27 protein-coding genes are annotated in these 25,821 nt (G+C 50.4%); 13 read left to right on the forward strand and 14 right to left on the reverse strand.

Annotated features, from left to right (window positions below):
* Window positions 1–66: 66 nt before the first annotated feature.
* Both ACYVAD_RS20095 and ACYVAD_RS20100 read left to right on the forward strand, forming a co-directional pair.
* On the forward strand, window positions 67–276 hold the full coding sequence (locus tag ACYVAD_RS20095) for a hypothetical protein (protein ID WP_461141322.1): 210 nt from the start codon (window positions 67–69) through the stop codon (window positions 274–276).
* Window positions 273–683, forward strand: a complete 411-nt coding sequence (locus ACYVAD_RS20100) for a putative toxin-antitoxin system toxin component, PIN family (RefSeq protein ID WP_461141323.1) — start codon at window positions 273–275, stop codon at window positions 681–683. The genes ACYVAD_RS20095 and ACYVAD_RS20100 overlap by 4 nt, the downstream gene beginning before the upstream one ends.
* Here ACYVAD_RS20100 and ACYVAD_RS20105 read toward each other — a convergent pair whose 3' ends face one another.
* A complete protein-coding gene (locus ACYVAD_RS20105) occupies window positions 684–1,574 on the reverse strand; it encodes a helix-turn-helix transcriptional regulator (RefSeq protein WP_461141324.1) in 891 nt (296 codons plus the stop codon).
* A gap of 189 nt (window positions 1,575–1,763) precedes the next feature.
* Here ACYVAD_RS20105 and ACYVAD_RS20110 point away from each other — a divergent pair, with 189 nt between their 5' ends.
* Entirely contained in the window at window positions 1,764–2,399 is a 636-nt protein-coding gene (locus tag ACYVAD_RS20110) for a hypothetical protein (RefSeq protein WP_461141325.1), read from the forward strand.
* 15 nt (window positions 2,400–2,414) lie between these two features.
* Here the strand turns inward: ACYVAD_RS20110 and ACYVAD_RS20115 are convergent, their stop codons facing one another.
* Together ACYVAD_RS20115 and ACYVAD_RS20120 are read right to left on the reverse strand one after the other, a co-directional pair.
* Complete coding sequence (locus ACYVAD_RS20115) at window positions 2,415–2,822, reverse strand: hypothetical protein (protein ID WP_461141326.1); 408 nt, start codon at window positions 2,820–2,822, stop codon at window positions 2,415–2,417.
* 28 nt (window positions 2,823–2,850) lie between these two features.
* On the reverse strand, window positions 2,851–3,447 hold the full coding sequence (locus ACYVAD_RS20120) for a Maf family protein (protein WP_461141327.1): 597 nt from the start codon (window positions 3,445–3,447) through the stop codon (window positions 2,851–2,853).
* Between the two features lie 228 nt (window positions 3,448–3,675).
* Here ACYVAD_RS20120 and ACYVAD_RS20125 point away from each other — a divergent pair, with 228 nt between their 5' ends.
* Genes ACYVAD_RS20125 through ACYVAD_RS20135 form a run of 3 tightly spaced genes read left to right on the forward strand, consistent with a single transcriptional unit; the run spans window position 3,676 to window position 6,821 of the window.
* Window positions 3,676–5,664 carry a hypothetical protein gene (locus ACYVAD_RS20125; RefSeq protein WP_461141328.1) on the forward strand — a complete coding sequence of 663 codons (1,989 nt, stop codon included), beginning with the start codon at window positions 3,676–3,678 and terminating at the stop codon, window positions 5,662–5,664.
* 54 nt (window positions 5,665–5,718) lie between these two features.
* Entirely contained in the window at window positions 5,719–6,174 is a 456-nt protein-coding gene (locus ACYVAD_RS20130; protein WP_461141329.1) for a MarR family winged helix-turn-helix transcriptional regulator, read from the forward strand.
* 44 nt (window positions 6,175–6,218) lie between these two features.
* Window positions 6,219–6,821 (forward strand): YceI family protein, encoded by a 603-nt coding sequence (locus tag ACYVAD_RS20135; RefSeq protein ID WP_461141330.1) that lies wholly within the window; start codon window positions 6,219–6,221, stop codon window positions 6,819–6,821.
* 62 nt (window positions 6,822–6,883) lie between these two features.
* Here the strand turns inward: ACYVAD_RS20135 and ACYVAD_RS20140 are convergent, their stop codons facing one another.
* Complete coding sequence (locus ACYVAD_RS20140) at window positions 6,884–7,327, reverse strand: type I restriction enzyme HsdR N-terminal domain-containing protein (RefSeq protein WP_461141331.1); 444 nt, start codon at window positions 7,325–7,327, stop codon at window positions 6,884–6,886.
* 133 nt (window positions 7,328–7,460) lie between these two features.
* Between ACYVAD_RS20140 and ACYVAD_RS20145 the strand changes: the two genes are divergently transcribed.
* The gene (locus tag ACYVAD_RS20145; protein ID WP_461141332.1) at window positions 7,461–8,231 is read left to right on the forward strand and encodes an AMP nucleosidase; all 771 of its coding nucleotides are present in this window, start codon (window positions 7,461–7,463) and stop codon (window positions 8,229–8,231) included.
* A gap of 146 nt (window positions 8,232–8,377) precedes the next feature.
* Here ACYVAD_RS20145 and ACYVAD_RS20150 read toward each other — a convergent pair whose 3' ends face one another.
* Entirely contained in the window at window positions 8,378–9,718 is a 1,341-nt protein-coding gene (locus ACYVAD_RS20150) for a tetratricopeptide repeat protein (protein ID WP_461141333.1), read from the reverse strand.
* Between the two features lie 341 nt (window positions 9,719–10,059).
* On the opposite strand from ACYVAD_RS20150, the gene ACYVAD_RS20155 reads away from it, so the two are divergent.
* Window positions 10,060–10,476: an Hsp20/alpha crystallin family protein gene (locus ACYVAD_RS20155; RefSeq protein ID WP_461141334.1), complete on the forward strand. Its 417-nt coding sequence runs from the start codon at window positions 10,060–10,062 to the stop codon at window positions 10,474–10,476.
* Window positions 10,477–10,548: 72 nt separating this feature from the next.
* Here the strand turns inward: ACYVAD_RS20155 and ACYVAD_RS20160 are convergent, their stop codons facing one another.
* Complete coding sequence (locus tag ACYVAD_RS20160) at window positions 10,549–11,211, reverse strand: phosphoribosylanthranilate isomerase (RefSeq protein ID WP_461141335.1); 663 nt, start codon at window positions 11,209–11,211, stop codon at window positions 10,549–10,551.
* Between the two features lie 261 nt (window positions 11,212–11,472).
* Between ACYVAD_RS20160 and ACYVAD_RS20165 the strand changes: the two genes are divergently transcribed.
* The 3 genes from ACYVAD_RS20165 (at window position 11,473) to ACYVAD_RS20175 (ending at window position 14,322) form a co-directional block, all read left to right on the forward strand.
* Window positions 11,473–12,354: a DUF808 domain-containing protein gene (locus ACYVAD_RS20165; protein WP_461141336.1), complete on the forward strand. Its 882-nt coding sequence runs from the start codon at window positions 11,473–11,475 to the stop codon at window positions 12,352–12,354.
* 184 nt (window positions 12,355–12,538) lie between these two features.
* Window positions 12,539–12,934 (forward strand): hypothetical protein, encoded by a 396-nt coding sequence (locus ACYVAD_RS20170; protein ID WP_461141337.1) that lies wholly within the window; start codon window positions 12,539–12,541, stop codon window positions 12,932–12,934.
* Between the two features lie 134 nt (window positions 12,935–13,068).
* Entirely contained in the window at window positions 13,069–14,322 is a 1,254-nt protein-coding gene (locus tag ACYVAD_RS20175) for an MFS transporter (RefSeq protein ID WP_461141338.1), read from the forward strand.
* 72 nt (window positions 14,323–14,394) lie between these two features.
* Here ACYVAD_RS20175 and ACYVAD_RS20180 read toward each other — a convergent pair whose 3' ends face one another.
* From ACYVAD_RS20180 to ACYVAD_RS20200, 5 genes are all read right to left on the reverse strand, one after another.
* Window positions 14,395–14,610 (reverse strand): hypothetical protein, encoded by a 216-nt coding sequence (locus tag ACYVAD_RS20180; protein WP_461141339.1) that lies wholly within the window; start codon window positions 14,608–14,610, stop codon window positions 14,395–14,397.
* Between the two features lie 444 nt (window positions 14,611–15,054).
* Window positions 15,055–16,392, reverse strand: a complete 1,338-nt coding sequence (gene argH / locus ACYVAD_RS20185) for an argininosuccinate lyase (RefSeq protein ID WP_461141340.1) — start codon at window positions 16,390–16,392, stop codon at window positions 15,055–15,057.
* A gap of 79 nt (window positions 16,393–16,471) precedes the next feature.
* Window positions 16,472–17,728 carry an MDR family MFS transporter gene (locus tag ACYVAD_RS20190; RefSeq protein WP_461141341.1) on the reverse strand — a complete coding sequence of 419 codons (1,257 nt, stop codon included), beginning with the start codon at window positions 17,726–17,728 and terminating at the stop codon, window positions 16,472–16,474.
* A 92-nt stretch (window positions 17,729–17,820) separates the two neighbouring features.
* Window positions 17,821–18,429, reverse strand: coding sequence for a PD-(D/E)XK nuclease family protein (locus tag ACYVAD_RS20195; protein WP_461141342.1), 609 nt, complete (start codon window positions 18,427–18,429; stop codon window positions 17,821–17,823).
* A 48-nt stretch (window positions 18,430–18,477) separates the two neighbouring features.
* Window positions 18,478–18,921 carry a DMT family transporter gene (locus ACYVAD_RS20200; RefSeq protein ID WP_461141343.1) on the reverse strand — a complete coding sequence of 148 codons (444 nt, stop codon included), beginning with the start codon at window positions 18,919–18,921 and terminating at the stop codon, window positions 18,478–18,480.
* Window positions 18,922–19,187: 266 nt separating this feature from the next.
* Here ACYVAD_RS20200 and ACYVAD_RS20205 point away from each other — a divergent pair, with 266 nt between their 5' ends.
* Both ACYVAD_RS20205 and ACYVAD_RS20210 read left to right on the forward strand, forming a co-directional pair.
* Window positions 19,188–19,622, forward strand: coding sequence for a PPC domain-containing DNA-binding protein (locus ACYVAD_RS20205; protein WP_461141344.1), 435 nt, complete (start codon window positions 19,188–19,190; stop codon window positions 19,620–19,622).
* A 299-nt stretch (window positions 19,623–19,921) separates the two neighbouring features.
* The gene (locus ACYVAD_RS20210) at window positions 19,922–21,526 is read left to right on the forward strand and encodes a glycoside hydrolase family 32 protein (RefSeq protein ID WP_461141345.1); all 1,605 of its coding nucleotides are present in this window, start codon (window positions 19,922–19,924) and stop codon (window positions 21,524–21,526) included.
* A gap of 38 nt (window positions 21,527–21,564) precedes the next feature.
* On the opposite strand, the gene ACYVAD_RS20215 is transcribed toward ACYVAD_RS20210, so the two are convergent.
* The 3 genes from ACYVAD_RS20215 to ACYVAD_RS20225 form a co-directional block, all read right to left on the reverse strand.
* Window positions 21,565–23,073: a tagaturonate reductase gene (locus tag ACYVAD_RS20215; RefSeq protein ID WP_461141346.1), complete on the reverse strand. Its 1,509-nt coding sequence runs from the start codon at window positions 23,071–23,073 to the stop codon at window positions 21,565–21,567.
* A 240-nt stretch (window positions 23,074–23,313) separates the two neighbouring features.
* Entirely contained in the window at window positions 23,314–24,306 is a 993-nt protein-coding gene (locus ACYVAD_RS20220; RefSeq protein ID WP_461141347.1) for a PfkB family carbohydrate kinase, read from the reverse strand.
* A gap of 47 nt (window positions 24,307–24,353) precedes the next feature.
* On the reverse strand, window positions 24,354–25,715 hold the full coding sequence (locus ACYVAD_RS20225) for an MFS transporter (protein WP_461141348.1): 1,362 nt from the start codon (window positions 25,713–25,715) through the stop codon (window positions 24,354–24,356).
* Window positions 25,716–25,821: the final 106 nt, after the last annotated feature.

A 25,821-nucleotide genomic window follows, 5' to 3' on the forward strand; every position in this document is an offset into this window, starting at 1 on the left:
TCTGTGACAACTGCTGTCGCAGCTATGTATTCGGTATATTTACTACTAGGCCATATCTTTTATATCATGACCACCCTCCAGATTCCTGTCCCTGAGGCAACGGCTCAACGCTTTAGCGCCTTATCACCGCAACAGCAAACGTTGCTGTCTCAACTAGTAATTGACTGTCTAGCCGAGCCGACCAGCCTGCTTAGTGTGATGGATTATATCAGTTTTAAAGCAGAGAAACGGGGACTTACGCCTGATATCTTACAGCAGTTACTGGACGAAGAATGAGGTTTGTTTTTGATACGAACACGCTTGTCAGTGCGGCACTATTCTCACGATCACTTCCCCGACTTGCTTTTGACAGTGCCTTCGATCGAGGAGAGTTGCTAACGTCAGAAGCCTGCCTTGCTGAGCTCGACGAAGTACTACACCGCTCTAAATTTGCCCGTTATCTGACTGCCCTAGAAGCTGACCTGTTTGTAAATCAGTTCAGTCTAAAGGCGATATCCATTGCCGTAACTAGTTCATTGATAGACTGCCGCGATCGGAAAGACAATAAATTCCTTGAACTAGCGGTGGACGGAAATGCGGTCTGCATCATCACAGGTGATCAGGACTTGCTGGTATTACATCCTTATCGTGGTTTCGCTATACTGAACCCAGCTGACTTCTTACACTGGATCGCTGATAAATAGCTACCAGAATCTGAACTCCCGAATACGCTCCCGCAAATAGTCTTTCAACTCTGGCGGCTTCTCCACTTGTATTTCGCCCGGTAGGCCCAAAATGAATCGGCCGATGCCCCGGAAATCCCTGACGGTAATGCCGAGTCGGTAGGGAAACGCGTCGTCTCCCTGTTTGCTGACGTAGACCCGCGTGGGTGGGTAGTCTTCGATCAGGAGTCGGTAGGCGCGGGACGTCAATTGGAGCACGATGGGGATCGGGTGCGGCCCCGACCAGTCGAACAAGTCCAGTATATCCTCACCCGCCCGGTACGTAATGGACGTGTCCAGTAGCGTTATATCATCAATCCGGCGCGTCTTGAACGTCTTGACTTTTCCCGCTGCGGGTTCGTACGCATTCAGCTTGGCGTAGTCATCTGAGAAGGAAAGCGGCTCGACCAGCCGATCCGTAATCGAGTTGGAATTGGTCGACTGGTAGCGAATCAGTTGCACCTGTTTTCTGTCGCGCAGGGCTTCGGCCAGTCGCTGTACAATCTGCCCCTGATGCAGATCGATGAGCCCGTCGGCCAATGGGATAAGCGTGGAAGCCAGAAAGACCTTCTGCCGAATGCTACCCACGAGCGGACTGTCGGCGGGCAGACTGGTTAGCGCCTGTCGGAGCAGTTCGGCTTCATCCTCCGTAAACGTCGGATTGCCGGTCGTCTCGGCTTCGAACAGGAAATAGCGTTGGTGCTCGTCGAGGTCGTGTTCGTAACCGACTTCTTCCAGCAAGGTGAGATAGCGGTACACCGACCGTTTGTCGATGTCCAGCGCCTGAGCAAGCTGGGCGATGGTACGACCCGGACGCTGCTTCAATAGGCGAATCAGCGTGAAAACACGGAGTAATTTCTGTTGGGCAATCATCAAGGAGTGGAATAGCGCCCCAACTAAGCAAAATCAGGTGGCAATTCTATTCACCAGTCCAGAATACAGCCATCGAGTTACTTTACGGTAATAAACCCTCTGGTTCAACGATGCTATTGATCCTCTCGGTTATCCGTCTACATTTACGTTTTTGATCGAATGGGGATGAACAGCTACCGAATCGTATGCATGAGCGCAGGATTGCTGCTGACGGGCACATTATACGCGCAAAACGACCAATCGCCATCGCGGGCGGCACGTAACCAGCAAACGTACCAGGCGATCAGCCGGTCAACGGAAGATTCTACGCGGTCGGTGTTCAATTTTAAAGCTGCTCCATGGTACGGTCGGGCCTCTCCGCTGCTGATCTACACCGGAGCCGGGAAGAGGAACGATCGTATTGCCCAGACTATCGAAATTGGTAAATCGTTCGACGTAATCGACTTGGGAATCGCCTTTGGCCGCAATGCGCTACGTCCTGACTCGACTCTTTTTTTGGAAGGCCGGGTGACGATGGACGTGGCGAACTACGGCGTTTTCGCCAACGAAATGACCATTGGCGCGGGGCGGGTGTTCGACAAAGCAGGTAGTCTGATGCTGGAACTAACCTATAGTATTGTGGCGCAGGTAGCACCCCGGCTGGGCATTGGGCTGACGACGGGCTACTTTGATTTTAGCAACGAACAGACCGATAGCGCCAAAACGTTCTACGGCGTTTTTCTCCGTTATGGTCTGCTGCGTACGGATTCGGGTGGGTTAATAGGCAAAGGACGGGCACGTCCCCCGCGCCTTGGTCGGCCTGGACGTGGACACGGACACCGATAGATTCACGACGTCACCCTAGACCTTGCTCTCCGGGTATACTTTCTTGTGCTGAGACACCAGTTTGGTGTATTGCTCTGGTGTCAGTACCGCCTTGTAATTACGTACTTTCTCGTCCTCAACCGCTACGGCCAGCGTCCGGAGTTTCTGCTGGGTCATGCTTTTGCTGGCCTTCAGCTTTTTGACGCCTTCGTTATACTTTACCGTCGCGTTGATGATTACGTCGCGGGCAGGCAGCATTTGCTGTTCGGTCAGTTTCAGACGCTGCTTATCGGCTTTCAGGACGGCTTTGACGATCATGCCTACCGTTGCCCCATTATTCAGAAATACGAATTTTTCGTCCTCGACGGACTTGGGTTTAGTCTGCGCAAATGTGTTTGCCGATAGGCTTATGATAAAAAGGAGGGCTAGACAGATTGATTTCATACGTAGCTACTGAGATCTGATTGAGTGACTAAGGATAAATTTCGTATGGTTTTAGCGCCTGATAAACCCGGTGAGTGGGTAGACCCATCACCGTATAGAATGAACCTTCCAGCCGAGTAATGCCGACTAGGCCAATAAAATCCTGCGCCCCGTACGAGCCGGCTTTATCGAACGGTTTACACTCCCGGATATAGTACGAAATCTCGGATTCGTTCAGAGTCGCGAACTGTACCGTCGTTTCGTCGGTGAACGAGATTAATTCAGGAGCGCCCGCGTGGTTAGGTACCAGGATGCAAACGCCAGTACGAACGCGGTGCGAACGACCTGACAGCGCTCGCAGCATCCGCCGGGCATCAGCTTCATCCTGGGGCTTATTCATGATTTGCTCGTCCAGAATCACGACCGTATCAGCGCAAAGCACCAGTTTTGACGAGAAATCAGGGAGAAACTGCTCGGCCTTCTGGCGGGCCAGGTATTCGGCTACTTCATCGACGGGCATGTCGTCGGGAAAACATTCGTCGGTAGGACGGGTTTCGATGGTAAAGCGAAACCCCGCGTCGGCCATCAATTGCTTCCGGCGGGGGGAGCCCGAAGCCAGTACGAGCGGATAACGTAGTGAGAGCATACTGGTAAATAGAACAGTTGGTAAAAATAAGTCGGAACGGGAGCTTTTTTCGTAAATTGAATAGATTACTTACCAAAGTCATGACCGTACGGCCCGTTGTGCCCTCCGATTTAACCACCCTGGCCCCATTGGCAGCCTCTGCCATACATGAGTCACTAAGATGTCAACGAAAAAAGGGAATTATTAAACTTCTTGCCTGAAATCGGCTCTAACCGATAAATTCCCGACATGACTCAACTGTACCGATCCTGCCTGACGTCAGTAACCCGCTTTTGGCTGAGCGGAATGTTGCTGTGCGTCCTGGTTGGTACCAACGCCGTGGCGCAGAATGATCCCAAAAAAGCAGGAGCTGATAACAAAGACAAAGAAAAGAAAGAGAAAGCAGCCACCGATTCGCTGGCGACCGCACTGTCGACTACCATCGCCGACAGTATGCTGATGCAGCGCGACAGTGTTTTTTACACAAAGCTGAAAACGAAAATGTACAAGCGTCGGCTAACCCGCCAGCTGTACGATGCCGTTTTTCGGGATGTGTACAACAGCCGGATTAAGACGGGAGAGGTCAACCAGATTGAGGTTAATCCATTTAAAGCCTACGAAGGCAAGCTCATCGGCACGATCTATATCCGACGACTGGGTGTTTTTGGGCAAACCGTATACGATACGTTACGTCAGCCGGGAAACTGGATTGAACGGACCGGGAACCGATTGCATACGAACACGCGTGAGCACGTAATTCGTCGGTCGTATCTGCTCTTTAAGGAGGGGGACGCGGTTGATCCCAACGTCATGCGGGATAACGAACGATTGTTACGGAATACGTCGATTTTCCACGATGCGCGGATTGTTGTACTGCCCAAAGAAGGTAGTCGGCAGTTTGTCGACGTGTACGTCATCACGCAGGATGTCTGGTCACTGGAGCCCAATGGTGGGGTAGGGGCGCTCAATCGGTTCAGCGTGGGGTTTCAGCAAAATAACGTTCGGGGGCTGGGGCACCAGTTGTACGGACAGGTCGCCGTTGACGGCAATGATCCCCGGCAGAAGGTTGAATACCGGGCTCGCTATACTATTCCGTTCATCGGTAAGACGTTTATCACCGCCCAGGCCGAGTTCTTGTATCTACGTGACCTGAAACAGGGGACTTTCCGGGTATACCGCCCTTTTCTGACGCCAGATACCAAATACGCCGGTTCGTTTGAGCTGAGTCAGACCCAGATTAACAATCGCCTGCTGATGCGGAATGACAGTGCGATAGTAGTACCCCTGCGGTATAACTATTCGGATATCTGGATCGGGCGGTCGTTTCGCCTGTTTGGGAAACAAGCGAATTCTGACGAAAAAGGGCGTTCCCGGCTGATCGTTGCGGTACGTAACACTATCTATAGTTATCTGCAACGACCGGGTGTAACGGCGGATACGAACCAACTCTACCAGGACAGTCGTACAACGTTGCTGAGCGTTGGATTTTCCCGCCGTAAATACGTGCGCGACGTCCTGATCTACGGCTTCGGCCGGACGGAGGACGTTCCCGTTGGGGAAACGATTGCGGGTATCATCGGCTTTGATAATGCCGAACTTGGCCAGCGGCTGTACATGGGACTCAATTTCTCGCAGGGTCGATATATCAAAAAATTCGGCTACCTATACGGACTGGTTAATGTAGGAGGCTATTCACGGACCGTAGGTTTTGAGCAGGGGGTTATTTCCCTGGAGTCCAACTATTTTAGTCCGCTCCTGAAAACCGGCTGGGGGAATATGCGCCATTTCTTTAACACACGGTATACAACCGGCATCGGGCGTTTCGAAAACGAGTACCTGAACCTGAGCAGTGGCTCCAGCGGCTTAATTACGGATGGTATTGGTGTGTACAGCGACGCCTTGCGGGGAACGCAACGCTGGATTATCAACTACGAAAACATCCTGTTCTCCAAGCTGAACTTCATTGGGTTCCGGGTTGCCTTTATCACGTTTGCGAATCTGGGATTGATAACGTTTCCGGAACGATCGCTGCTAAAAGGTCCGTTGTACCAGGGATATGGTATTGGCTTCCGATTGAGAAACGAAAACCTGACGTTTAACAGTTTTCAGGTTCGGTTGTCCTATTATCCGAATATACCGGGCATAACAGCGCCATTCCGGCAGGCGTTTGAAGGGGTTCCGGCGTTGCGCTTCCGCGATTTCGATCTGTCGGCTCCACAGATTATTCCGTATCGATAAAAATATTTTCAACTAATGTTTCTACATTTAATGTAGTTGTATTATCTTTGCATCATGTCAATTGAAACCGACATTAAACAGGGTACACCATTCAAATCTCCTTATCAACGGGCGATGGTCAACGTGCTGTACACGAGTAACTGGTTCGCTAATCGTCAGGCGCAAATACTGAAGCCGTCGGGGTTGACCCTGCAGCAGTACAACGTATTGCGTATCCTGCGCGGGCAACATCCAGCACCCGTCAAAGTAAGCGATATCACCGAGCGGATGCTGGACAAAATGTCGAACGCGTCCCGGCTGGTGGACAAACTAGTGCTAAAAAAGCTGGTTTTGCGTACCGAATGCCCCAGCGACCGGCGCGCCGTCGATGTCGTAATAACCGATGCTGGCCTTGAGCTGCTGAAGCAACTGGACACGAGCATTGAAGGCCTGGACCAAGAAATGAACAGCAAGCTGACGGCCGCAGAAGCGGTAAAACTCAGCGAATTTCTAGATCGGTTACGCGCTTAAAAAAGCAATTCAATACAACCATAAAGTACCCAATAAACAATCCAATGAAAACACGTCAATTCCTGGCTGGCCTGGTGGCTGTAGCTATCGTAGCTGGTACGTCTGCTTTTATCAACCCAAAAGCAACGACCTATAAAGTCGACACGCAGAAAAGTGTCATGAACTGGAATGGTAAGAAAGTAACGGGTGAACACTCGGGTGCCGTTAAACTGGAAAACGGTATGATCACCACTGATGGTAGCAAATTGACCGGCGGTACGTTCACGTTCGATATGAACAGCATTACCTGCACTGACCTGACCGATGCGACGTATAATGCGAAATTCATCGGCCACATGAAGTCGGAAGATTTCTTCAACACGGCGAAATTTCCAACGTCGACCTTCAAAATCACGAAAGTGACACCAAAAGGTGGTGATAAATTCGACATCACTGGTAACATGACCATCAAAGGTATCAGCAACGCAGTGACCTTCCCCGCTACGGTAAAAGTATCAGGAAACACGCTGATGGCCGATGGCAAAGCAACGCTTGACCGGACGAAATACGATATCCGTTACGGATCGAAATCGTTCTTCGAAAACATTGGTGACAAAGCCATTTACGACGACTTCACCGTCGAAATGAAGCTGGTTGCCAACAAATAACCATTCATCAATAAACGTGCAATATCCCTGGTACCTGCTGGTGCCGGGGATTTTTGTATCCGCTAGGTAAAGGCTGGGAAATCGTCCAGAAACTTCACTTCGGCCGTTTCGTGATCGACGCAGCAGCAATAGTGGACCAGGCCGTTCGAGATAACAACGTAAGGCGCCCGGTGAACATGATTGTAACGGGAGATCTGATCAAAAACCGTCTGATTCAGCGCAATGTGGGGGGCTTTACATTCCACCAGCAGAAACGGCTGCCCGGCCCGGTCGAATACCAGCACGTCCGTTCGTTTCTGGGTTTGGTTTAAGATCAGCCCTCCTTCGGTTCGGATCAAAGCTTTAGGGTAGGCGTAATGGCTGAGTAGCAGGTGGACAATGTGCTGACGGACCCATTCTTCGGGGGAGAGTCGGACGTATTTTCTGCGTAACAAATCGAAAATATACGGTTTCCCTTCGACTTGTTTAGTTTTGTACTCAAATGTTGGTAGGTTCAATGCGACCATACCTCAAAGATAAAAAGAGTGAAAGAGTGAATGAGCGAAAGAGTGATTCTTTTTATGCTCGTTCCGCTTCGGCGGTCACCGTGGCGCGTTCCGATTTCGCTCTTTCACTCATCCACTCTTTCGCTCTTTAGACATGAAAACAAAAGAAGATATCGTCAATAATTGGCTGCCCCGCTATACGGGGATGCCCATCGAGAATTTTGGTGAGTATATTCTGCTGACCAACTTCATCAACTACGTGCAGATCTTCGCCGAAAAATTCGACGTGGAGGTCTATGGTGTCGGGCGGGCTATGCAGACAGCCACGGCGAACAACATCACCATCATCAATTTTGGGATGGGTAGCCCAATGGCCGCTACGGTCATGGACCTGCTGACGGCGGTACACCCTAAAGCGGTGCTGTTTCTGGGTAAATGCGGTGGTCTGAAGAAAACGCAGCTGGGTGACCTCATTCTGCCCATTGCCGCTATTCGGGGCGAAGGAACCAGCAACGATTATATGCGACCCGAAATTCCGGCGCTGCCTTCGTTCCGGTTACAACGGGCGGTGTCGTCAACGATCAAGAAGTACGAACTTGATTACTGGACTGGTACGGTTTATACAACAAACCGCCGGATCTGGGAGCACGACGAGGTCTTCAAGGATTACCTGCGGGAAATCCGGGCGATGGCTATTGACATGGAAACTGCCACCATTTTTACGGTAGGTTTTGCCAACTCGATTCCCCACGGTGCCTTATTGCTGGTTTCGGACAACCCATTAGTGCCGGAAGGCGTAAAAACCGAAGAAAGCGACAAACGGGTGACTGGCCAATTTGTGAATCGCCACCTCGAGATCGGTATTGATGCCCTGCTCGAACTCGAATCCTCCGGCGAATCGGTTAAGCATTTGAGGTTTGAATAAATAGAAGGAGAAAGGGGAGGAGTGGGGGAAAGGAACGAGAGGGAGAAGTAAAACCAAATGGTAGCTCGTGGTTACTGTGAAAAAAAGAAAAAGGAGGAAAGGGGTTTGTCTTCGAACTCCTTTCCTCCGCTAATCCTTTCTTCCCCCTAGTTGCAATACTCACTTATCACCTTATACGCTGGGGTGTATCCTAGCTCGCCAGCTTTGGAAAGATCCAGGCAGCCACCATTCTCATCGCCGAGGCTGTGTTTGATGATGCCCCGTACGTAATAGGCTTCTGAATAGGTTGGATTTAGCTTGATTGCGTTGGTACAGTCCGTGACAGCTGTTTTCTGATCGCCCTGGGCTGACTTGATCAACCCCCGCGTGAAATAGGCTTCGGCGTAAGTTGGGTTCAGCTCAATAGACTTGTTCAGGTCGAGCAGGGCTCCTTTCTGATCGTTCTGCTTGTTTTTGCTCAATGCCCGACTAAAGTAAGCTTCGGCCCGTTCGTTACCCATGTGCGAAATCTTGCTCTTTTCCTGCACGACGTTACGTAGGTTGTCGAGGGTGGCCCGGTTGATACGCCCCACATAACTTACTTTCGTGTCGACGTTCGAGTTATTCATCGCGATCGCGGCATCGAAATCCTGAACCGCCCCTTTCTGATCGTTCAGCTTTGTTTTGCAGAACCCCCGACCGTAATACGCCTGGAAATTGTCGGGCTGGAGCGAAATCGCTTTGTTATAGTCAGCCAGTGCCCCCTTGTAATCGTCTAGTTTTGCCTTGTCGTAAGCGCGGTAGTAGTACGAGCCTGCATCATCGGGGTCAAGGTCGATGGCTTTGGTAAGATCGACAAGGGCCGACGCATACTGACCCAGTTCTACTTTTGATAAACCACGTCCTGCGTAGGCTTGAGCGCGCTTGGGCGTAGCGTCGATTACCCGCGTGAAGTCATTGAGGCTACCGGAAAAATCATCGAGTTTCTGTTTCGTGATACCGCGGGCGTAATAGGCCTGCACGTTGGCGGGGTCCAGCTCAATCGCCTTGGAAAAGTCAGCCAGCGCGTTACGGTACTGCTCCAGATGGCTCCGGCTGGCTCCGCGATAATAATACGCCTGTGGATCGTCCGGGTTGAGTTCAATGGAGCGGCTGAAATCGAGAAGGGCGGCCCGGTGGTCATCCTGTCTACTTTTGCTAACTCCCCGGCTAAGATAAGCGAGCGCATCTTTCGCATTCAGATCAATGGCCCGGTCGTAATCGAGTACGGCCCCCCGGTGATCTTTTAAGTTTGCTTTGACCAGCCCTCGGTTGTAATAACTGGCCGAATTCTCGGGATTCATGGTGATGGCCGTACTAAATGCCTGTAGGGCTCCCGTAAAATCTCCGCTTTTGCTTTTTCCCAGGCCGTTCTCAAAATAGTCGGCCGCTGTTTGCTGCGCCAAAGCAGATGCACTCACTCCGGCCCAGATGCAAAGGGTCGAGAATGAACGTAAAGATTGTTTCATAATGGGTTAAAAAAGAGGTAGGTACGTACTATTAAAACCTAAAAATAGCTACTGCGAGCAATTAGGGCAAGTTTCGATTTTGTTAAGTTTTTAAATTATTTAGAGAACATATGAAACATTTATAAGGTGTTAGCTATAGTATGAGGTTACAGTAAGTATGCCAAAAATAAGGTAGCAAAAATGACAATTTGTCTTAATATGGGTAGTTGTATTGTATTTTAGTGACAAAAAGTCACTAAAAGGCGTTTTTCCTCGCTTGGTACGTCATTTGTATAAAGAGAGATGTGTTCGCTTATGAACAAACAGACGAGATAAACACAAAAGACAAAACACATAAAACCATGGCAACTTTAGTTCGATACAACCGCGCTCCTTTCTTCAACCCTTTCTTTGGTGATTTCGGATACAACCGTCCGGCTATTAATTCGACAGCTACCGTACCGGTCAATGTTAAAGAAACGGAAACGGCTTTCCATCTGGAAATGGCGGTTCCTGGTCTGAAAAAAGAAGACGTTAAAGTGAACGTTGACAATAACAAACTGACCGTTTCGTACAAAAACGAACAGAAGAGCGAAGAAACTACCGACAAATACACCCGTCAGGAGTTCAGCTTTAACTCGTTCGAACGGAGTTTCCGCCTGCCCAAAACCGTTAACGCCGACCAGATCACGGCCAGCTATAACAACGGTATCCTGGCACTGGAACTGCCCAAGCACGAAGTGAAAGAGCCAGCCGCTAAAGAAATCGTTGTTGCCTAAGCGCAATCGATGAATGAACACGAAAGGCCTGCCCCCAACGGGGTAGGCCTTTTTTTGCTTAAAAGAAATGCGTTAGTACAGGGCGCTTACGAAAGCTGATAGCTTTGCTTCGTCCAGACGGCCATTCGTGCGGACGCCACTGCAAATGTCCAGGCCGAACGGCTGAACCTGCTCAAGGGCATCCCGCACATTATTAAGACTAAGGCCCCCCGCCAGAAAAACAGGTACGCTGGCCTGCTCGACAATCTGCCGGCTGATCTGCCAGTTGTGCACCCGTCCCGTACCGCCAAGTTCTTTCACGGCCAATGTTGGATTACCGGAATCAAGCAACAGCGCATCGATGCCCTCCTCCACCGCGTGCAAAGCCTCGTCAACGTTACGTTCGTCAACTACGTGAATGACCTGTACCAGTTTGATGGCGGGGAGAGCCGACCGGATCTGAACATAGACTCCCGGCGCTACGGCATCGACCAATTGAATCGTGTTGGCACCTACCCGACGTTGGTGATCAACAATTGCATTGGGCTCTGTCTCACTGGTCAGCATGAACGTAGCAATGGGTGGGGGAGTCACTTGTACAATTTGGGCAGCCAGCGAGTCGTCAATAACGCCGGGGCCACTGGGCATTTTGCCAACTAATCCCAATGCGTCGGCTCCCGCCCGGACGGCTAATCGGGCTTCCTCAAGACTGCTAATGCAGCAAACTTTCAAATGAGTACGGATAGTAGGATACATGACATAGATGAGCTGAAAAGAGGTAAAAAGACTGAAATGTAGTTCCGATGGGCGTTACGTAGTTTAATGATAAATCAAGAACAGTAAAATAAAGGTTACACTACTAGAATAGGTTTGCAGGAGTTTGTCACAGACCCGTACCCGTATAGCCCAGGTGTCTGATAAGCGTTTTTTAACTTTCCAGTGGCTCACTTTTATGGGAAGCGATCAATCCTATCTCTATCTTACCGCAGGAATATAAAAAGATCAAATCTTAACCAAATGGCGTCAGGTTTTTTTGCAGTCTTGGATGATATAGCTGCGTTGATGGATGATGTGGCCTTGGCAACAAAAGTAGCCACCCGAAAAACAGCCGGTATATTAGGGGACGATCTGGCTGTCAACGCCGAAAAAGCTACGGGTTTCCTGGCTGACAGAGAACTACCTATCCTCTGGGCAATTACCAAAGGCTCCTTTATCAATAAACTCATCATCGTCCCCATTGCGCTGCTGTTGAATGCCTTCTTTCCGGCTGCCATAACTTTTGTGCTGCTCCTGGGCGGCTGTTACCTGGCTTATGAAGGAGCTGAAAAAATAATTCACTACTTCAGCAAAGATCACACGGACGAACAGAAGGCAGTCGTAGAAAGTAAGCAAGCCGATTCGGCTGCTGATCAGGAAAAAGCAAAGGTAAAATCCGCTATCACGACAGATTTTATTCTCTCCGTGGAAATTGTCATCATTGCGCTGGGAACAGTAGCAGGAGAAGCCTCCGTTACGCAGATCATAACGGTGTCGGCGGTTGCGTTGCTGGCAACGGTTGGCGTATACGGCATTGTTGCCCTTATTGTTCGCATGGATGATGCAGGCTATCAGCTGATCAAACGCTCGAATCAGACTGGCTTCCTCTCAACGCTGGGACATGGATTGGTCAAAGCGTTGCCAGTGGTCATCCGGATCTTAAACGTAGTGGGCACGTTTGCTCTCTTGCTGGTGGCTGGCGGAATATTTGTCCACAACATTCACTACCTGCATACACTGTTTCCCGCTCTTCCTGCTTTCCTGAAAGAGCTTGGCGTGGGGCTGATTGTCGGATTGATACTGGCGGGAATTTTGGCCGTTTTCAAGTCTTTTCGCAATTCTCCCAAAACGTCAGTGTCTTGACGTAACGCATGCGGTGTTTGACAGAATAACACGATTAAGAGTTTTAAAATCATATACTCGTTAACGCAGAAAGGCCACCGACCTGAGCAGTGGTCTTTCTGCGTTAACGAGTGCTGGCGTTTGGCTCGGGGAACAAAGCTGGATGGAAGTGGTTGTTTTTGTACCAACTTTACCCAACAAGACTATGAACCGACTACCGATTCTATTCGCATTACTGCTGGTGAGTCTCTCGGCTGTTGCCCAGAGCAAAACAACTCCACCTACCATCGTTTCGCTTATTGAAGGTATTACCGGGAAAGAGTTCAAACCCGACACCGCTTACGCTACACTTTCCAAAGAAGACATCGACATCCTGGGGAAAGAGCCTATTGCAAACTGGAGCCTGCCCCAGGCATCGGGTGACCAGATGATGTATCACAACTTAGTGGTTGGCCAAAAGTCTTACCGGCTGGTCATCATCAAACAGCCCCAGATTTCACTGCCCACGGCGATGCTGTTACGTTATCCAACTGCCCAGTCGAAGCCGGAAACCATAGCGCGGGGAACGCTTAGCCCCAAAGAGCCGGCGAAGGCGAAATAAGTCGCGCGAGTGGGTAGCGCAAGGTCAGGAAATACATTTTGGGGCGCCGATTCGATTGGAACCTCAGAATATTGGGCTCGAAAGGGACAAAATGCCCATTGCTTCGGTTAAGAAATCGAATTGCGTTTGTTTCTATGGCTACAGTTCTCACTCCTGGCGACTCGTTTGCGTCGCTGCGTATCCCCGATTTTCGCTACTTTGTCATGAACAGTTTCCTGATTACGGCTACGTTGCTGATTCAGGAAGTTGTACTCGGGTACGAGTTATATAAAATGACCCATGACCCACTGGCCCTGGGCCTGGTTGGGTTGGCCGAAGCGATTCCCTTTATCGCGCTCTCGCTGTTTGGCGGGCACCTGGCCGACCGACGCGATAAAAAACGCATTCTGCAGTGGAGTTTACTGGTCATTACGTTGGGGTCCGTCATTCTGTATTTCATGTTCCAGCCCGTAGTGGTGAGCCGGTTGTCGCAAACGGCCCAGCTGGCAACGATTTACGGCGTGCTAATGCTGATCGGTACGGCCAAGGGGTTTTATTCGCCCGCCAGCTCGTCCTTGAAGCCTTTTCTGGTCCCCCGCGAGTTGTACGCAAATTCGGCGACCTGGTACAGTTCATTCTGGCAAATCGGGGCTATCGCGGGACCAGGTGTAGCGGGTTTTCTGTACAGTGGCTTGGGCTTCGACAATACGTTGCTGGTAATAATCGGCATGCTAGTGATCTGTTTTGTGCTCATTACGATGGTAAGCCGTCGACCGGTACCAGTCAGCGACGCGCCCGTACTTGGTTTTCGGGAGAGCCTAAAAGAAGGATTTCAGTTTGTCTTCAATACCCCCATCGTCCTATACGCGATCTCGCTTGATCTGTTTTCGGTCCTGTTTGGGGGCGTAGTTGCCATTTTGCCCGTCTTTGCCGAGGATATTCTGAAAGTTGGAGCCGAGGGGTTGGGCGTTTTACGAGCGGCCCCCTCAATAGGAGCCGTATTAACACTAGCGTACATGACCAAACGCCCACCTACCGATCATGCCTGGCGGAATATGCTGCTGGCAGTGGCAGGTTTTGGGGTAGCCACCATCATTTTCTCGCAGTCGACTAACTTTTATCTGTCCGTACTGATGCTGGCATTGACGGGCGCGTTTGATAGTGTGAGCGTAATCATCCGGCAGACGATTATGCAGATTTTCCCGCCTGACCACCTGCGGGGGCGGGTTGCGGCCGTGAATGGTATTTTCGTAAGCTCATCCAACGAGATTGGCGCTTTCGAATCGGGGCTTATGGCCCGGTTGCTGGGAACGACCCAGTCGGTGCTGGTAGGAGGAATCTTTACGCTGGTCGCCCTAACGTATATTTATTCCCGGTCAAAAAGTCTTTTTTCGGTTAAGCTCAACTAACTGCACATAAACTGAGCGCCATAGTACACGAACTAAAGGTACTACGGCGCTCAGGGGCGGGGAAAGGTGAACTTATGCATGACCACTGGCCGTAGCACCGTGAACGTAGGCGTGTACATTGATCGGTTTGTTGAGAAGAACCCGATTATTGAACACTTCCCAGAATAATTCATCCGAGAGCTGGTACTGGTTCTGTAAGTCGAGCATGTCGCGGATACTTTCTTTCAACGAGTATCCTGACGATTTAGCGGCTTCTGCGATGCGAGCCAGTGGCTGATAATTTTTCATGTGTAAGTTGCTGGTTTTGTGTTACACTAGTTTTTTTAAACAGCAGCTTCCATTTATTGTTCACTTGGTTTGCCGAACAATATGCACCTAATAAAAATAGTACCACGCTACCTACCCATTACAGGCCAGTTTGCGGATGATGAGTTAAGAAGATCCAATAAAAAAAATATAAAATAGTTGTATTAGTCTCATTATCAGGTAGTATTATATAAAGCGAGTTGTGGTCACTACCAGCTTGTCGTCTCGGGGCGGGGTGGTTCACCAATGTTGTCTGGCTAAAGTTTACCTGATTATAGAAAGTATAAGAAACGGATATTGCTTTACGTGTACCCGAATTTGTACTATTCGGACGCTGCTTGATGATGTATAAGAGTCAGAAAATCAATAACGTACTGTCAGTAAACTCATTCAGGAGTTTAGTAAATTCCTGAACGAGCTTAGGTATCAATTGTTTAATAGTCTTTCAATGGCCTTCTGAGCTCTATCGGCGCCAAAACCAGCCTGGATTTGGTTCATATGGGCAACGATCAGGTCTGAGCCCAGGTTGCCGATGCTACCCTCGTGCGAATGGTGTATCGTACGCGGAGGCTGGTACGTGTGGGAAGCAATCTCTTTCCCAACCGTCTGATAGGCTTCCCGGAAGGGGACGCCCTGTAAAACGAGTTCGTTCACCCGCTCAACGCTGAACAACAAATCGTATTTAGGGTCTTCCAGTAAGTTGTTCTTAACCTGTAAGTGCTCCAGCATATAGTTTGTGATGTCCAGGCAGTCAAGCAATTCGTCGAAAGCGGGCATCAGAATCTCTTTCAGCAACTGCATATCCCGGTGATAGCCCGATGGCAGGTTACTCATCACGAGCGTCACTTCCATTGGCAGCGCTTTCAGCCGGTTTGTCTTAGCGCGCAGCAGCTCGGCTACGTCCGGATTTTTCTTATGCGGCATGATGCTGCTACCAGTCGTGAGTGCGTCGGGTAGGACCAGAAATCCGAAATTCTGGCTGTTATACAGACAAATATCCATCGCCATCCGCGAGATCGTAGCGGCTACAGCGGCCATTGCCGTCAGGGCTGTTTGCTCCGTTTTACCCCGGCTCATTTGCGCGTAGACGACGTTGACGTGCATGCCTTCAAAACCTAGCAGTTCAGTGGTCATCGTGCGGTTCAGCGGGAACGACGAGCCATAACCCGCGCCCGATCCCAGCGGGTTTCGGTTGCTCAGTCGATAAGCCGTTTGCAGCGTCAGCATGTCATCGGCCAGCGCTTCGGCGTAGGCACCAAACCAGAGACCAAACGATGAAGGCATGGCAATCTGTAAGTGGGTGTAACCTGGCAACAGATCATCTTTATGCTGCTCGGAGCGGCTAATGAGCTGGTCAAATACCTGCCGGACAGCCTCCGCAACCCGCCAAAGCCGATCGCGGGTGAAGAGTTTGAGGTCGACCAGCACCTGATCGTTCCGGGAGCGGCCGGAGTGAATTTTCTTGCCCGTATCGCCCAGTGCTCGCGTCAGCATCAGCTCGACCTGTGAATGAACGTCTTCAACGCCGTCTTCGATAGCAAACTGGCCATCCTGCGTTTGCTGATAAATCGTTTTAAGTTCGGCCTGTAGCGCCGTTAGTTCGTCGTGAGTGAGCAGGCCAATGGTTTCGAGCATCTGCGCGTGCGCCAGATTACCCAGTACGTCGAACGGCGCCAGATACTGATCCATTTCGCGGTCGCGCCCAACGGTAAAACGTTCAATTTGTTTAGACGTCGTAACGCCTTCTTTTTGCCAGAGTTTCAAAATCAAAAACGAGTGAGTGAGTCGAATCAACCAGCTACAGGGATCTTACCGATAGCCTACGCAAAGGTCGTAAAGAAATTTATGTGTGGCTCAATGAATCCACGCGCGAATCCAACGTGGTACTTAAGTGAGGTCCCAATCGCCAGAACCCCAGCGCTGCAACCAAACCAATAAGTGCAATTACCAGCCAGTGCAGCTGGAACCCCATACGCGCTACCAATAGAGCGCCCAGCATGGGGGCCAGCGTCTGCGCGAGTGCCCCCGCCATGGCGTACAGGGCCAAGTATTTTCCACGCGTAGCTGGCTGGGATCGCTCGACGGTAAACGATTGAAAAAAGGGCATTACCAGCATCTCGCTGAACGTAATTCCCAACGTAAACAAGAGCGCGTTCACCCAGATGGCCGGAAGGGTGAGCAGCGAGTACGAAACCGTGGCCAGCAAAATTCCGGTGATAATCAGCCGGATTTTTGGAAAATGCTTTCGCTCCAGCGTGTATACGAGTGCCATTTCGAAGCAGACGATAATGACTCCGTTCATGGAAATCAGTAAGCCAATCTGACCCTCAGACAGATGCACTGCTTCTTTCAAGTAAAGCGGCACGATGGAAAATAACTGCATGAAAACGATAAAATATAGCGTAGCCAGTACCGTAAATAAGACAAATGGAGTATCGCGATACGGCGACGGCGAACTTTCGGAACCAACCGGGAGCGGAACAGCCAGCTGTTCATCGTTCGCTGTCTCATTACGGGGTGGTTGTAACGCCAGCCACAAAAACAGCCCGGCAAACAGGCATGTCAGTCCGTCGGTCCAGAAGAGCAGACTGTAATTGACGCCCGCTATCCAGCCACCTAAGCCCCCGCCAATAGCCCAGCCGAGATTAATAGCCAGCCGGTTCAGCGAAAAGGCACGAGTGCGGTTTTCGGGTACAGAATAATGAGCAATGGCGGCCTGATTAGCGGGGCGGAATGACTCGCCGAAGAGGGTGAATACAAAAACGCTCCCGCAGAGGGCATAAAAATGGGTGACGAATTGCAGAAAAAGCAGGAACGCCCCGCTGAACACAAGGCTGAACAACTGAACGTAATAAAACCCAAACCGGTCCACCAGTTGACCACCTAGAAACGTACCTAAGAAAGCGCCAACGCCGAACACCGCCATAACGATACCCGCGTCGGCCACGCTATAGTGCAGGTGCTGCGTTAGATATAGCGTCAGGTAAGGAAGTACCATCGTTCCACAGCGGTTAACGAGCATGACGCCCGCCAGCAGCCAGACCGACGGTGATAAGCCCCAATAAGCATCCCGATATAGGTGAATGGTACGTTGAATCATACCGTAAAGGTATGACGTAGACATTCATTACTAGAAATGGAACAGCAATCAATGACCAGCAGGCTTCTAAGCCAAGAATCAAGAAAGGACAGCTAGCCCCGTCGTCGTCCCGGATCGGCGTCTTCGCCGGGTTGGACAAAAATCTTCTTGTCGGAGATCAGCGCCCGATGTTCTTCCAGAAACGCTTTGAACAGCCGGATTTCTTCTAACTGCTTCTCGATGGGATGGGTCAGGGAATAACTCTCTACGTACACGTCCGAAAAGTCAGTAATGACGTATTCCATTAGTTTGATGCCCTTCCGCTTGAGCGCGTGCAGGTACAGGTTCTGATGGTTATTGACGAAACGACCCGGCTGGTATGACCCCGTTGTTTTCAGGTCGACAGCTTTGAACGAGCCGATCAGGTCAACGTACCCATAAAATAAGACGTCGTCGATCTGCCACTGACAAAACACTTGGGTATCAACGATGGGGCGGGGGAGAAGCTTCCGGACTTTTTTCAGAATATCAGGATTGAATCGCTCTTCATCCGTGCCTTTGATCACCGCTTCCTCAAACGAAATACCCTGTTCCTGCGCGGCAGTAGTGGGCGTTGGCACCCGGTTGATACTGTCAATCAGTTGCTGGATCGATAGGTTACCACCAGAAAGGTAGCGCGAGAATGTATTGAGCAACGACGGATAAAAACGATAGTTAACCATAAAAGAAAAAGCGGCAATCGTATAAGTTATCAACCGCCTGCTACTGATTTAGTTTTTGACCACCAGCAGTACCCCCACCATAATAAACGCCAGACCTAACAGGCGCCAGCCGTTGGCCGGATGCAGTGAAAACCCCTGCCAGCCGTAATGGTCCAGGATAACGGCAGCCACTAGTTGTCCAGCTACGCTCAAACTCACCAGATTGGCCGTTCCAATTTTAGGAACGCTGATGATAACCGTCGTTACGTAGATTGCTCCGATTACTCCGCCCGTCCATTTCCACCACTCCGTTTGGCGAATAGGCGTTGCTGAAGGCAAGCCCCCGCCAAGGGCTAGCAGAACTAATACCAAGGACAGAAAGCCCGTTCCGAAGGAGATCGCTGCTGCCAGAACGGGGTTCGCTATCGCCTGACGGAGATTGGCATTGACACCCGCCTGAACGGTAACGGCCAGGCCCGTCAGAAATGCCAAAAGAAGGTAAACGTAATTCATACTGGAATCGAAGTTGCCGAGTAAAACGTAGCGCGAAGGTACAGTCAACGATCGAAGAAATTCATGTCGCATTTGGACTCACCTGATTTGAAGTTGGCTTCAGAAGCCACGTGTCCGTCGGCTTGATTTCTGCTTAAAATTCCAGTGGGGACAAACCTTTCGGTCTAGGGGCAGTATAGAACAAAGGTGTTTATGCCATTGAATGACTATTATCGGCTTGATCAACGGCGTAACTATATCAGCGTTTTTATTAATTGACCCGTGCTATGAAAGCTAAACTACTCAACGATGACCAGCAGAAAACGTACGCCCTGGTTTTTGATAAAGGCGACGAAGTCATGGAAGGACTACGTCGGTTTGCTACTGATAATCGACTATCAGCCAGTCAGTTTACGGCTATCGGTGGTTTCAGCGATGTTACGTTAGGCTTTTGCGAGGTAGCTACCAAGGACTATAAAAAGATACCGGTCAACGAACAGGTTGAAGTGCTGACACTGACGGGAGACATTACCCTTAAACCGGATAGTACGGTTCAGGTACACGCCCACGCTGTCATCGGTATGTCGGACGGAGCCGCCCGGGGTGGACACCTACTGTCGGCAACCGTGTTTCCAACGCTGGAAGTGATACTGACCGAATCGCCTGCTCACCTGCGTCGACAAATTGACGAAGAAACGGGGATTGCTCTCATCCGTCTGTAAAAGGAACTGGTTCTGGTTGATCACGATGATACCCCTTGATGACGTATCTGCTGGCTTGCCCCTCCATTTTTTCGTTGACTTGCTATCCAGCGGCTAACGATCTACCTCAGCAATAGTCAAGCACATCTGGGGGCATTGATGTCGCGATTTAAGTCGGGCAAAGGTGAGTATTGGCTTGCAGAAAGGCGCTTTCAGTGCGAGTAGGCGTAGCTAGCCCTTTATATGCACTGCACTCAAATCACCTTAATGGGATGATGGCAATTGTAAAACAGATTGTACTTACCGGATTAATCGCATGTGTGAGTTTAGCCATCCAGGCTCAGGCGCGCACGCTGAAGATTACTAAACACTATTTAAACTTACCCGTAGCGCAGGGTCAGGAGCGGCATACGATGCAATTCAGTCTGTCAGGTAAACCTGAGCGTTCGTTCAAAATACGACTCACTGCTGGAAAGCCTGATTACTGGGTTTTCTGCGATGTGTCGGCCCTGCTCGGCAAAACTATCACAATTCAGTTCGACGGTAATCCAGCGGGCCTGGACAAATTGTATCAGGCTGATCAGATTGCGGGGCAGGATTCGCTATACAAGGAGAAAAATCGCCCCCAATACCATTTCTCCACCCGCCGGGGCTGGATCAATGATCCCAATGGGATGATTTTCTATGAAGGTGAATACCATCTGTTTTACCAGCACAATCCTTACGAACGGGAATGGGAAAATATGTCCTGGGGCCATGCCGTTAGCAAGGACATGATTCATTGGACCGAGCTGGCTACTGCGCTGTTACCCGATAGTATGGGAACCATGTTTTCGGGATCAACGGTGATCGACTACGACAATACAGCGGGTTTCAATCAGGGAAGCGTACCCGCTATGGTTGCATTTTTTACGGTTGACAGCCCGGAGAAGCAAGTTCAGTGCATGGCCTATAGCCTGGACAAAGGCCGCACCTGGACAAAATACAACCAGAACCCGTTGATCGATTCAAAAGCCAAGTGGAGTAGTAAAGACACACGTGACCCACGCGTATTCTGGTATAAACCCGGTCGCCACTGGGTAATGGTACTTAATGAGCGGGATGGGCATTCGATCTATACATCCAGAAACATGAAGCAGTGGACGTACGAAAGTCACATCACCGGATTTTGGGAATGTCCTGATCTATTCGAGTTGCCCATTGATGGCGACAAAAGCAAGACCAAATGGGTCATGTACGGCGCTTCTACGACGTACATGATTGGCGCTTTCGACGGAAAAAAGTTTACGCCTGAATCAGGGAAACACGCTTACGCAACGGGGTCTATTTATGCCGCCCAGACGTTTGCTAACATGCCTGACAATGATCCCCGCCGGATTCAGATCGGCTGGGGACGTATTCAGCAGCCGGAAATGCCCTTTAACGGCATGATGTTACTACCCACCGAGCTACAATTGCGTACGACAAAGGATGGTCCACGCCTATTCAGCTTACCCATCAAAGAAGCGGAGCAAGTATTTGAACCCGCCGGACAATGGTCTTCCCTAAGTTCGGCAGACGCCAACGAGAAGTTGAAATCAGTCACTCAGTACGATCGATTCCGATTGATGACGACAATTAAACTGTCACACGCAACCAGTGCCGGTCTAGCGCTTATGGGGCAGAAAATACTTGACTACGACCTGAACAGCAATTTGATAAATGGTGTCTTCTATTCCCAGGAAGACATGACCAGTATGGAACTTACTGCCGATATATATGTGGATCGCACCTCAATAGAGGTCTTCGTTGATGGAGGGCGCCACTCGTATTCGTTGGAACGAAAAGCGGCTGCCGGCAATAAAGAAGGACTCATGTTCTGGGGGAACCGTATTGATGTTAAGGATATGAAGCTTTACACCGTCAAATCCATCTGGCCGCACTGAGTCAACAACAAAATTATGACAGCGCTCGAATAAGCTGATTAGGCTTCGATAACCTGACGTAACGTTTTCTCTGGTCCTTCAATCAAAAGTGCGTGCAAATAGGTAGCGACGGCGTCGGCAAAACCAGGCAGCGCAGTCAGGTCCGCCTGCCAGATCGTGCTGTCTGACAGAACGCTGGTGACGAAGGTCTGTTCCGATTTTACGTTGTTCTCTTTTATCGTTTTCCAGTCACCGTAGAAGTAACCTGCTTTGTCATCCCGGATAGGATACGTCAGTACGCCACTGCCTACCGAAATTTCGCCCAGGAACTGGCCATCCTCTTCGCGAACGGCTTTCATGAACAGTAGATAAGCCGCAAAGCCCAACGCCATGTATTTCGGTACGGCGTTGAATCGCTGATAATACCGTTGCAGTGTCGCCACGTTACGTGCCTGCATTTTGGTAGTTTGTTGCAGCGAGATGTTCAACAGTAGGTGATCAAGGTAAGGGTTCCGGAACCGATCCAGTACATCATGGGCAAACTGGGCAACGGCTTGCTCATCCATGCCCGGTACGTTATAATGGGGTACGGTAGGGACAATTTCATCCAGCATCATCCGCTCGACAAACTGACTCATGGTAGGATGGGCCATCTCGTCGGCTACGGTTTCCAGCCCCAGCAGATAACCTAGTGGGGTAGCCAGCGTATGCGTACCATTTAGCACCCGCAGTTTCCGCTCCCGGTAGAAGTTGATATCCTCATCAATGATAATCTGCGGTGTAGTTGCGTCGGCAAATGAGAGCATCTGCCGCACCCGATCGTCGCCCTCAATGGCCCACAGGTGGTAGGGCTCCGTGAAGGTCAGCAGGTCATCTTCGTAACCTAATTCCGCCTGCAGTGCCTGTTTGGCTTCTTCGGTGGGGCGTGTAACGATTCGGTCAACCAGCGAGTTACAGAATCGAACGTGGAACTTAAGCCATTTGACGAACAGTTTACCCAGCTCGTTGTACTCCGCCAGTTTTTCGACGGCTAGTCTCAGTTTCAGGCCGTTATCCGTTACCAGCTCGGTTGGGATAACAACCAGGCCCTTTGCTTTTGAGCCTCCCACGCTCCGGAATCGTTCGTACAGAAACGCCGTCAGCTTCGCCGGGAAGGACTGGGGTGGGCGTTGAAAAATGCTTTCTTCGGTATAGTTTAAACCAACTTCGGTCGTGTTGGAGATGATAATCTGTAGGTTTGGATTCCGGGCGATCAGCAGCACCTCATTCCACTGCGTCTGGGCGGCAAGCACGCGGCTAACGGCCGATACAATTTTAGTTTCCGCTACGTCTTTACCCTGCTGTACCCCGCGAACCGCTACCGTGTACAAGTTGTCCTGCTGGGCAAACTCATCCGTCTGACTATCTGTCGATTTAACAATAACAATCGAGCCGCGGAATCGATCGGCTTCGTTGGCCTGTTGAATGAGGTAATCAGGTAGACCCCGCAATAAGACGCCGGTGCCAAATTGGAGAACACGTTCTGGAAGCGCAGGAGCTGGATAGAGGGCGCGGTTTAGTTGAGACATATGGATAAAAAACGCTAACGAACTGCCGGTGAAGGCAGCCAGTCGACAATCAACTATAAATGGGTAAAAAAAGCTGGGTGATCACAATTCGACAATATTACAAAGGACTGTCTGATATGCCACGGCAATTTTATGGATTGATTAAATTTTGACCAGTAGGCGTCAATTATTCATCATATGCCCGCAACACTGCTCATATGAAGTAACACTAAAATCCCCTGATTTGATTTATCCGACTTTTTATCGCTTTAGTTTTCCTGAACTGTCACCAGCCGCCAGCGTCGTAATTTCGGCTACGGTAGCCAGGTTCACATCCCCGGGGATCGTGTGTTTCAGCGCCGATGCCGCCACCCCAAACTCAACAGCCTGTTGTAGATCGGTGAAGGTCAACAGACCATAAATAAGCCCGGCCATGTAGGCGTCGCCCGTACCAATTCGATCGACAATGGGCTGAATATCATACTGCCTAGACCGGTGAATTGTCTCGCCATCGAACAGTTTAGCCGAAAGCTGATTGTGAGACGCGCTAACCGATACGCGCTTAGTATCGGTAATGTATTTGATCGTCGGGAACCGCTCCATCATTGCCAGGCTGGCTTCCTGGAACGAACTGGTGCTAAGCCCGTATATTTCATTGAATAGCCCTTTTCCACCAAGAACCAGCGTACAGCCTTCGGTTAGAGCTGGCATGATTTCCTGGGGAGTACGCCCGTACTGCCAGAGATTACTGCGGTAGACAATGTCCCCCGAAACCGGGACGCCCAGCCGATTAGCGGCCTTAATACCTGCCAGCAAACAGTCGGCTGCCCCCTGCGAAAGGGCTGGGGTAATACCTGTCCAGTGAAACCAGTCGGCGCCAGTTAATACGTTATCCCAGTCAATCTCGGTTGGTTGAATACGAGCAAAGGCCGAATCGACCCGGTCATATACGATCTGGCTGGCCCGGCTCCCCGCACCCATTTCCAGAAAGTACAAACCCAGTCGGCCATCACCGTAGTTGATGTGCTGCGTACCAACCCCGTATTTGCGCAAATAGCCTGATGCGGCCTGACCCAGGGCGTGATTAGGAAATCGAGTAACGTGACTTGTTTCGGCACCAAGCTGCGCCAGCGATACGGCTACGTTGGCTTCCGTACCACCGAAGTGCATGGTTAATACATCCGTTTGTAAGAATCTTCCAACGCCCGGCGGACTTAACCGGAGCATAACTTCACCGAAGGTGACAACTTTCATAGCGCGATAAAAGGATTGGACCCGAGAGAAAATGCAATGATAGGCATTTAGCGTTCATGGGCCATGCTCCACTGCGCGCTCTTTTCTAATTCCTCCGCTTTTACGGGTTGTAGCCGGGGCAGGATGAGGTGGATGATAGCCAGCGACAGCAAATACGAGCAACTGGCAATAAGGAACATGGGCTGGTAACCAAATACCGTAATGATCCGGCCAGAGAGCAGCGCCAGTAGAATACCACCAATAGCGCCGAACATACCGCCAATGCCAGTAACGGAAGCCACTACATTTTTGGGGAACAGATCCGATGCGAAGGTGTACATATTAGCCGCCCAGCCCTGATGGGCAGCCGCAGCCAGCGAAATCAAGGCAATAGAAATCGTTAAGCTACTGGTTTGGGCCGCAAAAAAGATGGGGACGACGCAAAGCGCGCAGATAAGCATAGTCGTTTTTCTGGCTCGGTTGGCCGACCAGCCACGGCTCATGAGCTGGGTACTGAGCCAGCCGAAGAAAACACTTCCTGCATCAGAAACAACGTAAAGAATCAGGAATGGAACGCCGAAGCTTTTAAGGTCAAGCTTTTTGTCCAGGGCGTCGTTGGAGTTGAAAAAATCGGGTAGCCAGGTCATATAAAACCACCAGATGGGATCGGCCAGAAACTTACCGACGGCAAAGGCCCATGTTTGCTTATAGCCAAGTAGTTGCCCCCACGAAACGGGTCGCGAAGGAATTGGATCATTATCGTTACGAATGTAAGCCAGCTCATCGGCCGAAAGTTTAGCGCTGCGTTCGGGTTTACTGTACGTTGTCCACCAGAAGAAAAGCAGAAAAACGGAGAGCAGACCCGTAATCAGAAAGGAACTACGCCAGCCGAACTGCAAAATCAAATAGGGAGCAATGAGCGCAGTCAGAATAATTCCTACGTTCGTTCCGGCGTTGAAGAGACCATTGGCGAATGACCGTTCGTGTTTGGGAAACCATTCGGCTACGGTCTTGATAGCCGCCGGAAAGTTAGCGGCTTCCCCCAGGCCTAGCAGCGCACGCATCCAGCGCAGACCGCTGATGCTCGATACAAAACTGGTCAGTACGGCGGCTACGCTCCAGATACCAATACCTAGGGCGAATCCCCGTCGGGTACCAATCCGGTCGATGGCCCAGCCAACCAGCAGAAAACCAATAGCGTAAGCAAATTTAAACGCAGCATCTACGTCGCCGTAGAGAACCTTGAATCGATCGGTAGCTTCGCGGGTCATTACAGCATCGGGCGCTAGTTCGAGCATATCTTTCCGGAAGACCTCATCGGTCATCGTAAAGGAAAGGATCTGACGATCGACGTAATTGACGGTGGTTGCCAGAAAAAGCAGCGCAATAATGCGCCAGCGAAAGCGGCCAGTTGTAGTAATCGTTTGCAAAACGGCAGGGTTTGAGGAGAAAAGTAAAATTTGTTGCTTTTCTACTATTGCGGCAACGTGTCAATACGGCGGGAGGCCGTACGTTTGTCCCTGATACATCTGACTA

This window comes from Spirosoma pomorum (assembly GCF_054776615.1).

Bases quoted from the DNA above. Each gene is read 5' to 3' on its own strand.
- ACYVAD_RS20095 (WP_461141322.1), top strand. From the start codon at position 67: ATGACCACCCTCCAGATTCCTGTCCCTGAGGCAACGGCTCAACGCTTT.
- ACYVAD_RS20100 (WP_461141323.1), top strand. From the start codon at position 273: ATGAGGTTTGTTTTTGATACGAACACGCTTGTCAGTGCGGCACTATTC.
- ACYVAD_RS20105 (WP_461141324.1), bottom strand. From the start codon at position 1,574: ATGATTGCCCAACAGAAATTACTCCGTGTTTTCACGCTGATTCGCCTA.
- ACYVAD_RS20110 (WP_461141325.1), top strand. From the start codon at position 1,764: ATGAGCGCAGGATTGCTGCTGACGGGCACATTATACGCGCAAAACGAC.
- ACYVAD_RS20115 (WP_461141326.1), bottom strand. From the start codon at position 2,822: ATGAAATCAATCTGTCTAGCCCTCCTTTTTATCATAAGCCTATCGGCA.
- ACYVAD_RS20120 (WP_461141327.1), bottom strand. From the start codon at position 3,447: ATGCTCTCACTACGTTATCCGCTCGTACTGGCTTCGGGCTCCCCCCGC.
- ACYVAD_RS20125 (WP_461141328.1), top strand. From the start codon at position 3,676: ATGACTCAACTGTACCGATCCTGCCTGACGTCAGTAACCCGCTTTTGG.
- ACYVAD_RS20130 (WP_461141329.1), top strand. From the start codon at position 5,719: ATGTCAATTGAAACCGACATTAAACAGGGTACACCATTCAAATCTCCT.
- ACYVAD_RS20135 (WP_461141330.1), top strand. From the start codon at position 6,219: ATGAAAACACGTCAATTCCTGGCTGGCCTGGTGGCTGTAGCTATCGTA.
- ACYVAD_RS20140 (WP_461141331.1), bottom strand. From the start codon at position 7,327: ATGGTCGCATTGAACCTACCAACATTTGAGTACAAAACTAAACAAGTC.
- ACYVAD_RS20145 (WP_461141332.1), top strand. From the start codon at position 7,461: ATGAAAACAAAAGAAGATATCGTCAATAATTGGCTGCCCCGCTATACG.
- ACYVAD_RS20150 (WP_461141333.1), bottom strand. From the start codon at position 9,718: ATGAAACAATCTTTACGTTCATTCTCGACCCTTTGCATCTGGGCCGGA.
- ACYVAD_RS20155 (WP_461141334.1), top strand. From the start codon at position 10,060: ATGGCAACTTTAGTTCGATACAACCGCGCTCCTTTCTTCAACCCTTTC.
- ACYVAD_RS20160 (WP_461141335.1), bottom strand. From the start codon at position 11,211: ATGTATCCTACTATCCGTACTCATTTGAAAGTTTGCTGCATTAGCAGT.
- ACYVAD_RS20165 (WP_461141336.1), top strand. From the start codon at position 11,473: ATGGCGTCAGGTTTTTTTGCAGTCTTGGATGATATAGCTGCGTTGATG.
- ACYVAD_RS20170 (WP_461141337.1), top strand. From the start codon at position 12,539: ATGAACCGACTACCGATTCTATTCGCATTACTGCTGGTGAGTCTCTCG.
- ACYVAD_RS20175 (WP_461141338.1), top strand. From the start codon at position 13,069: ATGGCTACAGTTCTCACTCCTGGCGACTCGTTTGCGTCGCTGCGTATC.
- ACYVAD_RS20180 (WP_461141339.1), bottom strand. From the start codon at position 14,610: ATGAAAAATTATCAGCCACTGGCTCGCATCGCAGAAGCCGCTAAATCG.
- ACYVAD_RS20190 (WP_461141341.1), bottom strand. From the start codon at position 17,728: ATGATTCAACGTACCATTCACCTATATCGGGATGCTTATTGGGGCTTA.
- ACYVAD_RS20195 (WP_461141342.1), bottom strand. From the start codon at position 18,429: ATGGTTAACTATCGTTTTTATCCGTCGTTGCTCAATACATTCTCGCGC.
- ACYVAD_RS20200 (WP_461141343.1), bottom strand. From the start codon at position 18,921: ATGAATTACGTTTACCTTCTTTTGGCATTTCTGACGGGCCTGGCCGTT.
- ACYVAD_RS20205 (WP_461141344.1), top strand. From the start codon at position 19,188: ATGAAAGCTAAACTACTCAACGATGACCAGCAGAAAACGTACGCCCTG.
- ACYVAD_RS20215 (WP_461141346.1), bottom strand. From the start codon at position 23,073: ATGTCTCAACTAAACCGCGCCCTCTATCCAGCTCCTGCGCTTCCAGAA.
- ACYVAD_RS20220 (WP_461141347.1), bottom strand. From the start codon at position 24,306: ATGAAAGTTGTCACCTTCGGTGAAGTTATGCTCCGGTTAAGTCCGCCG.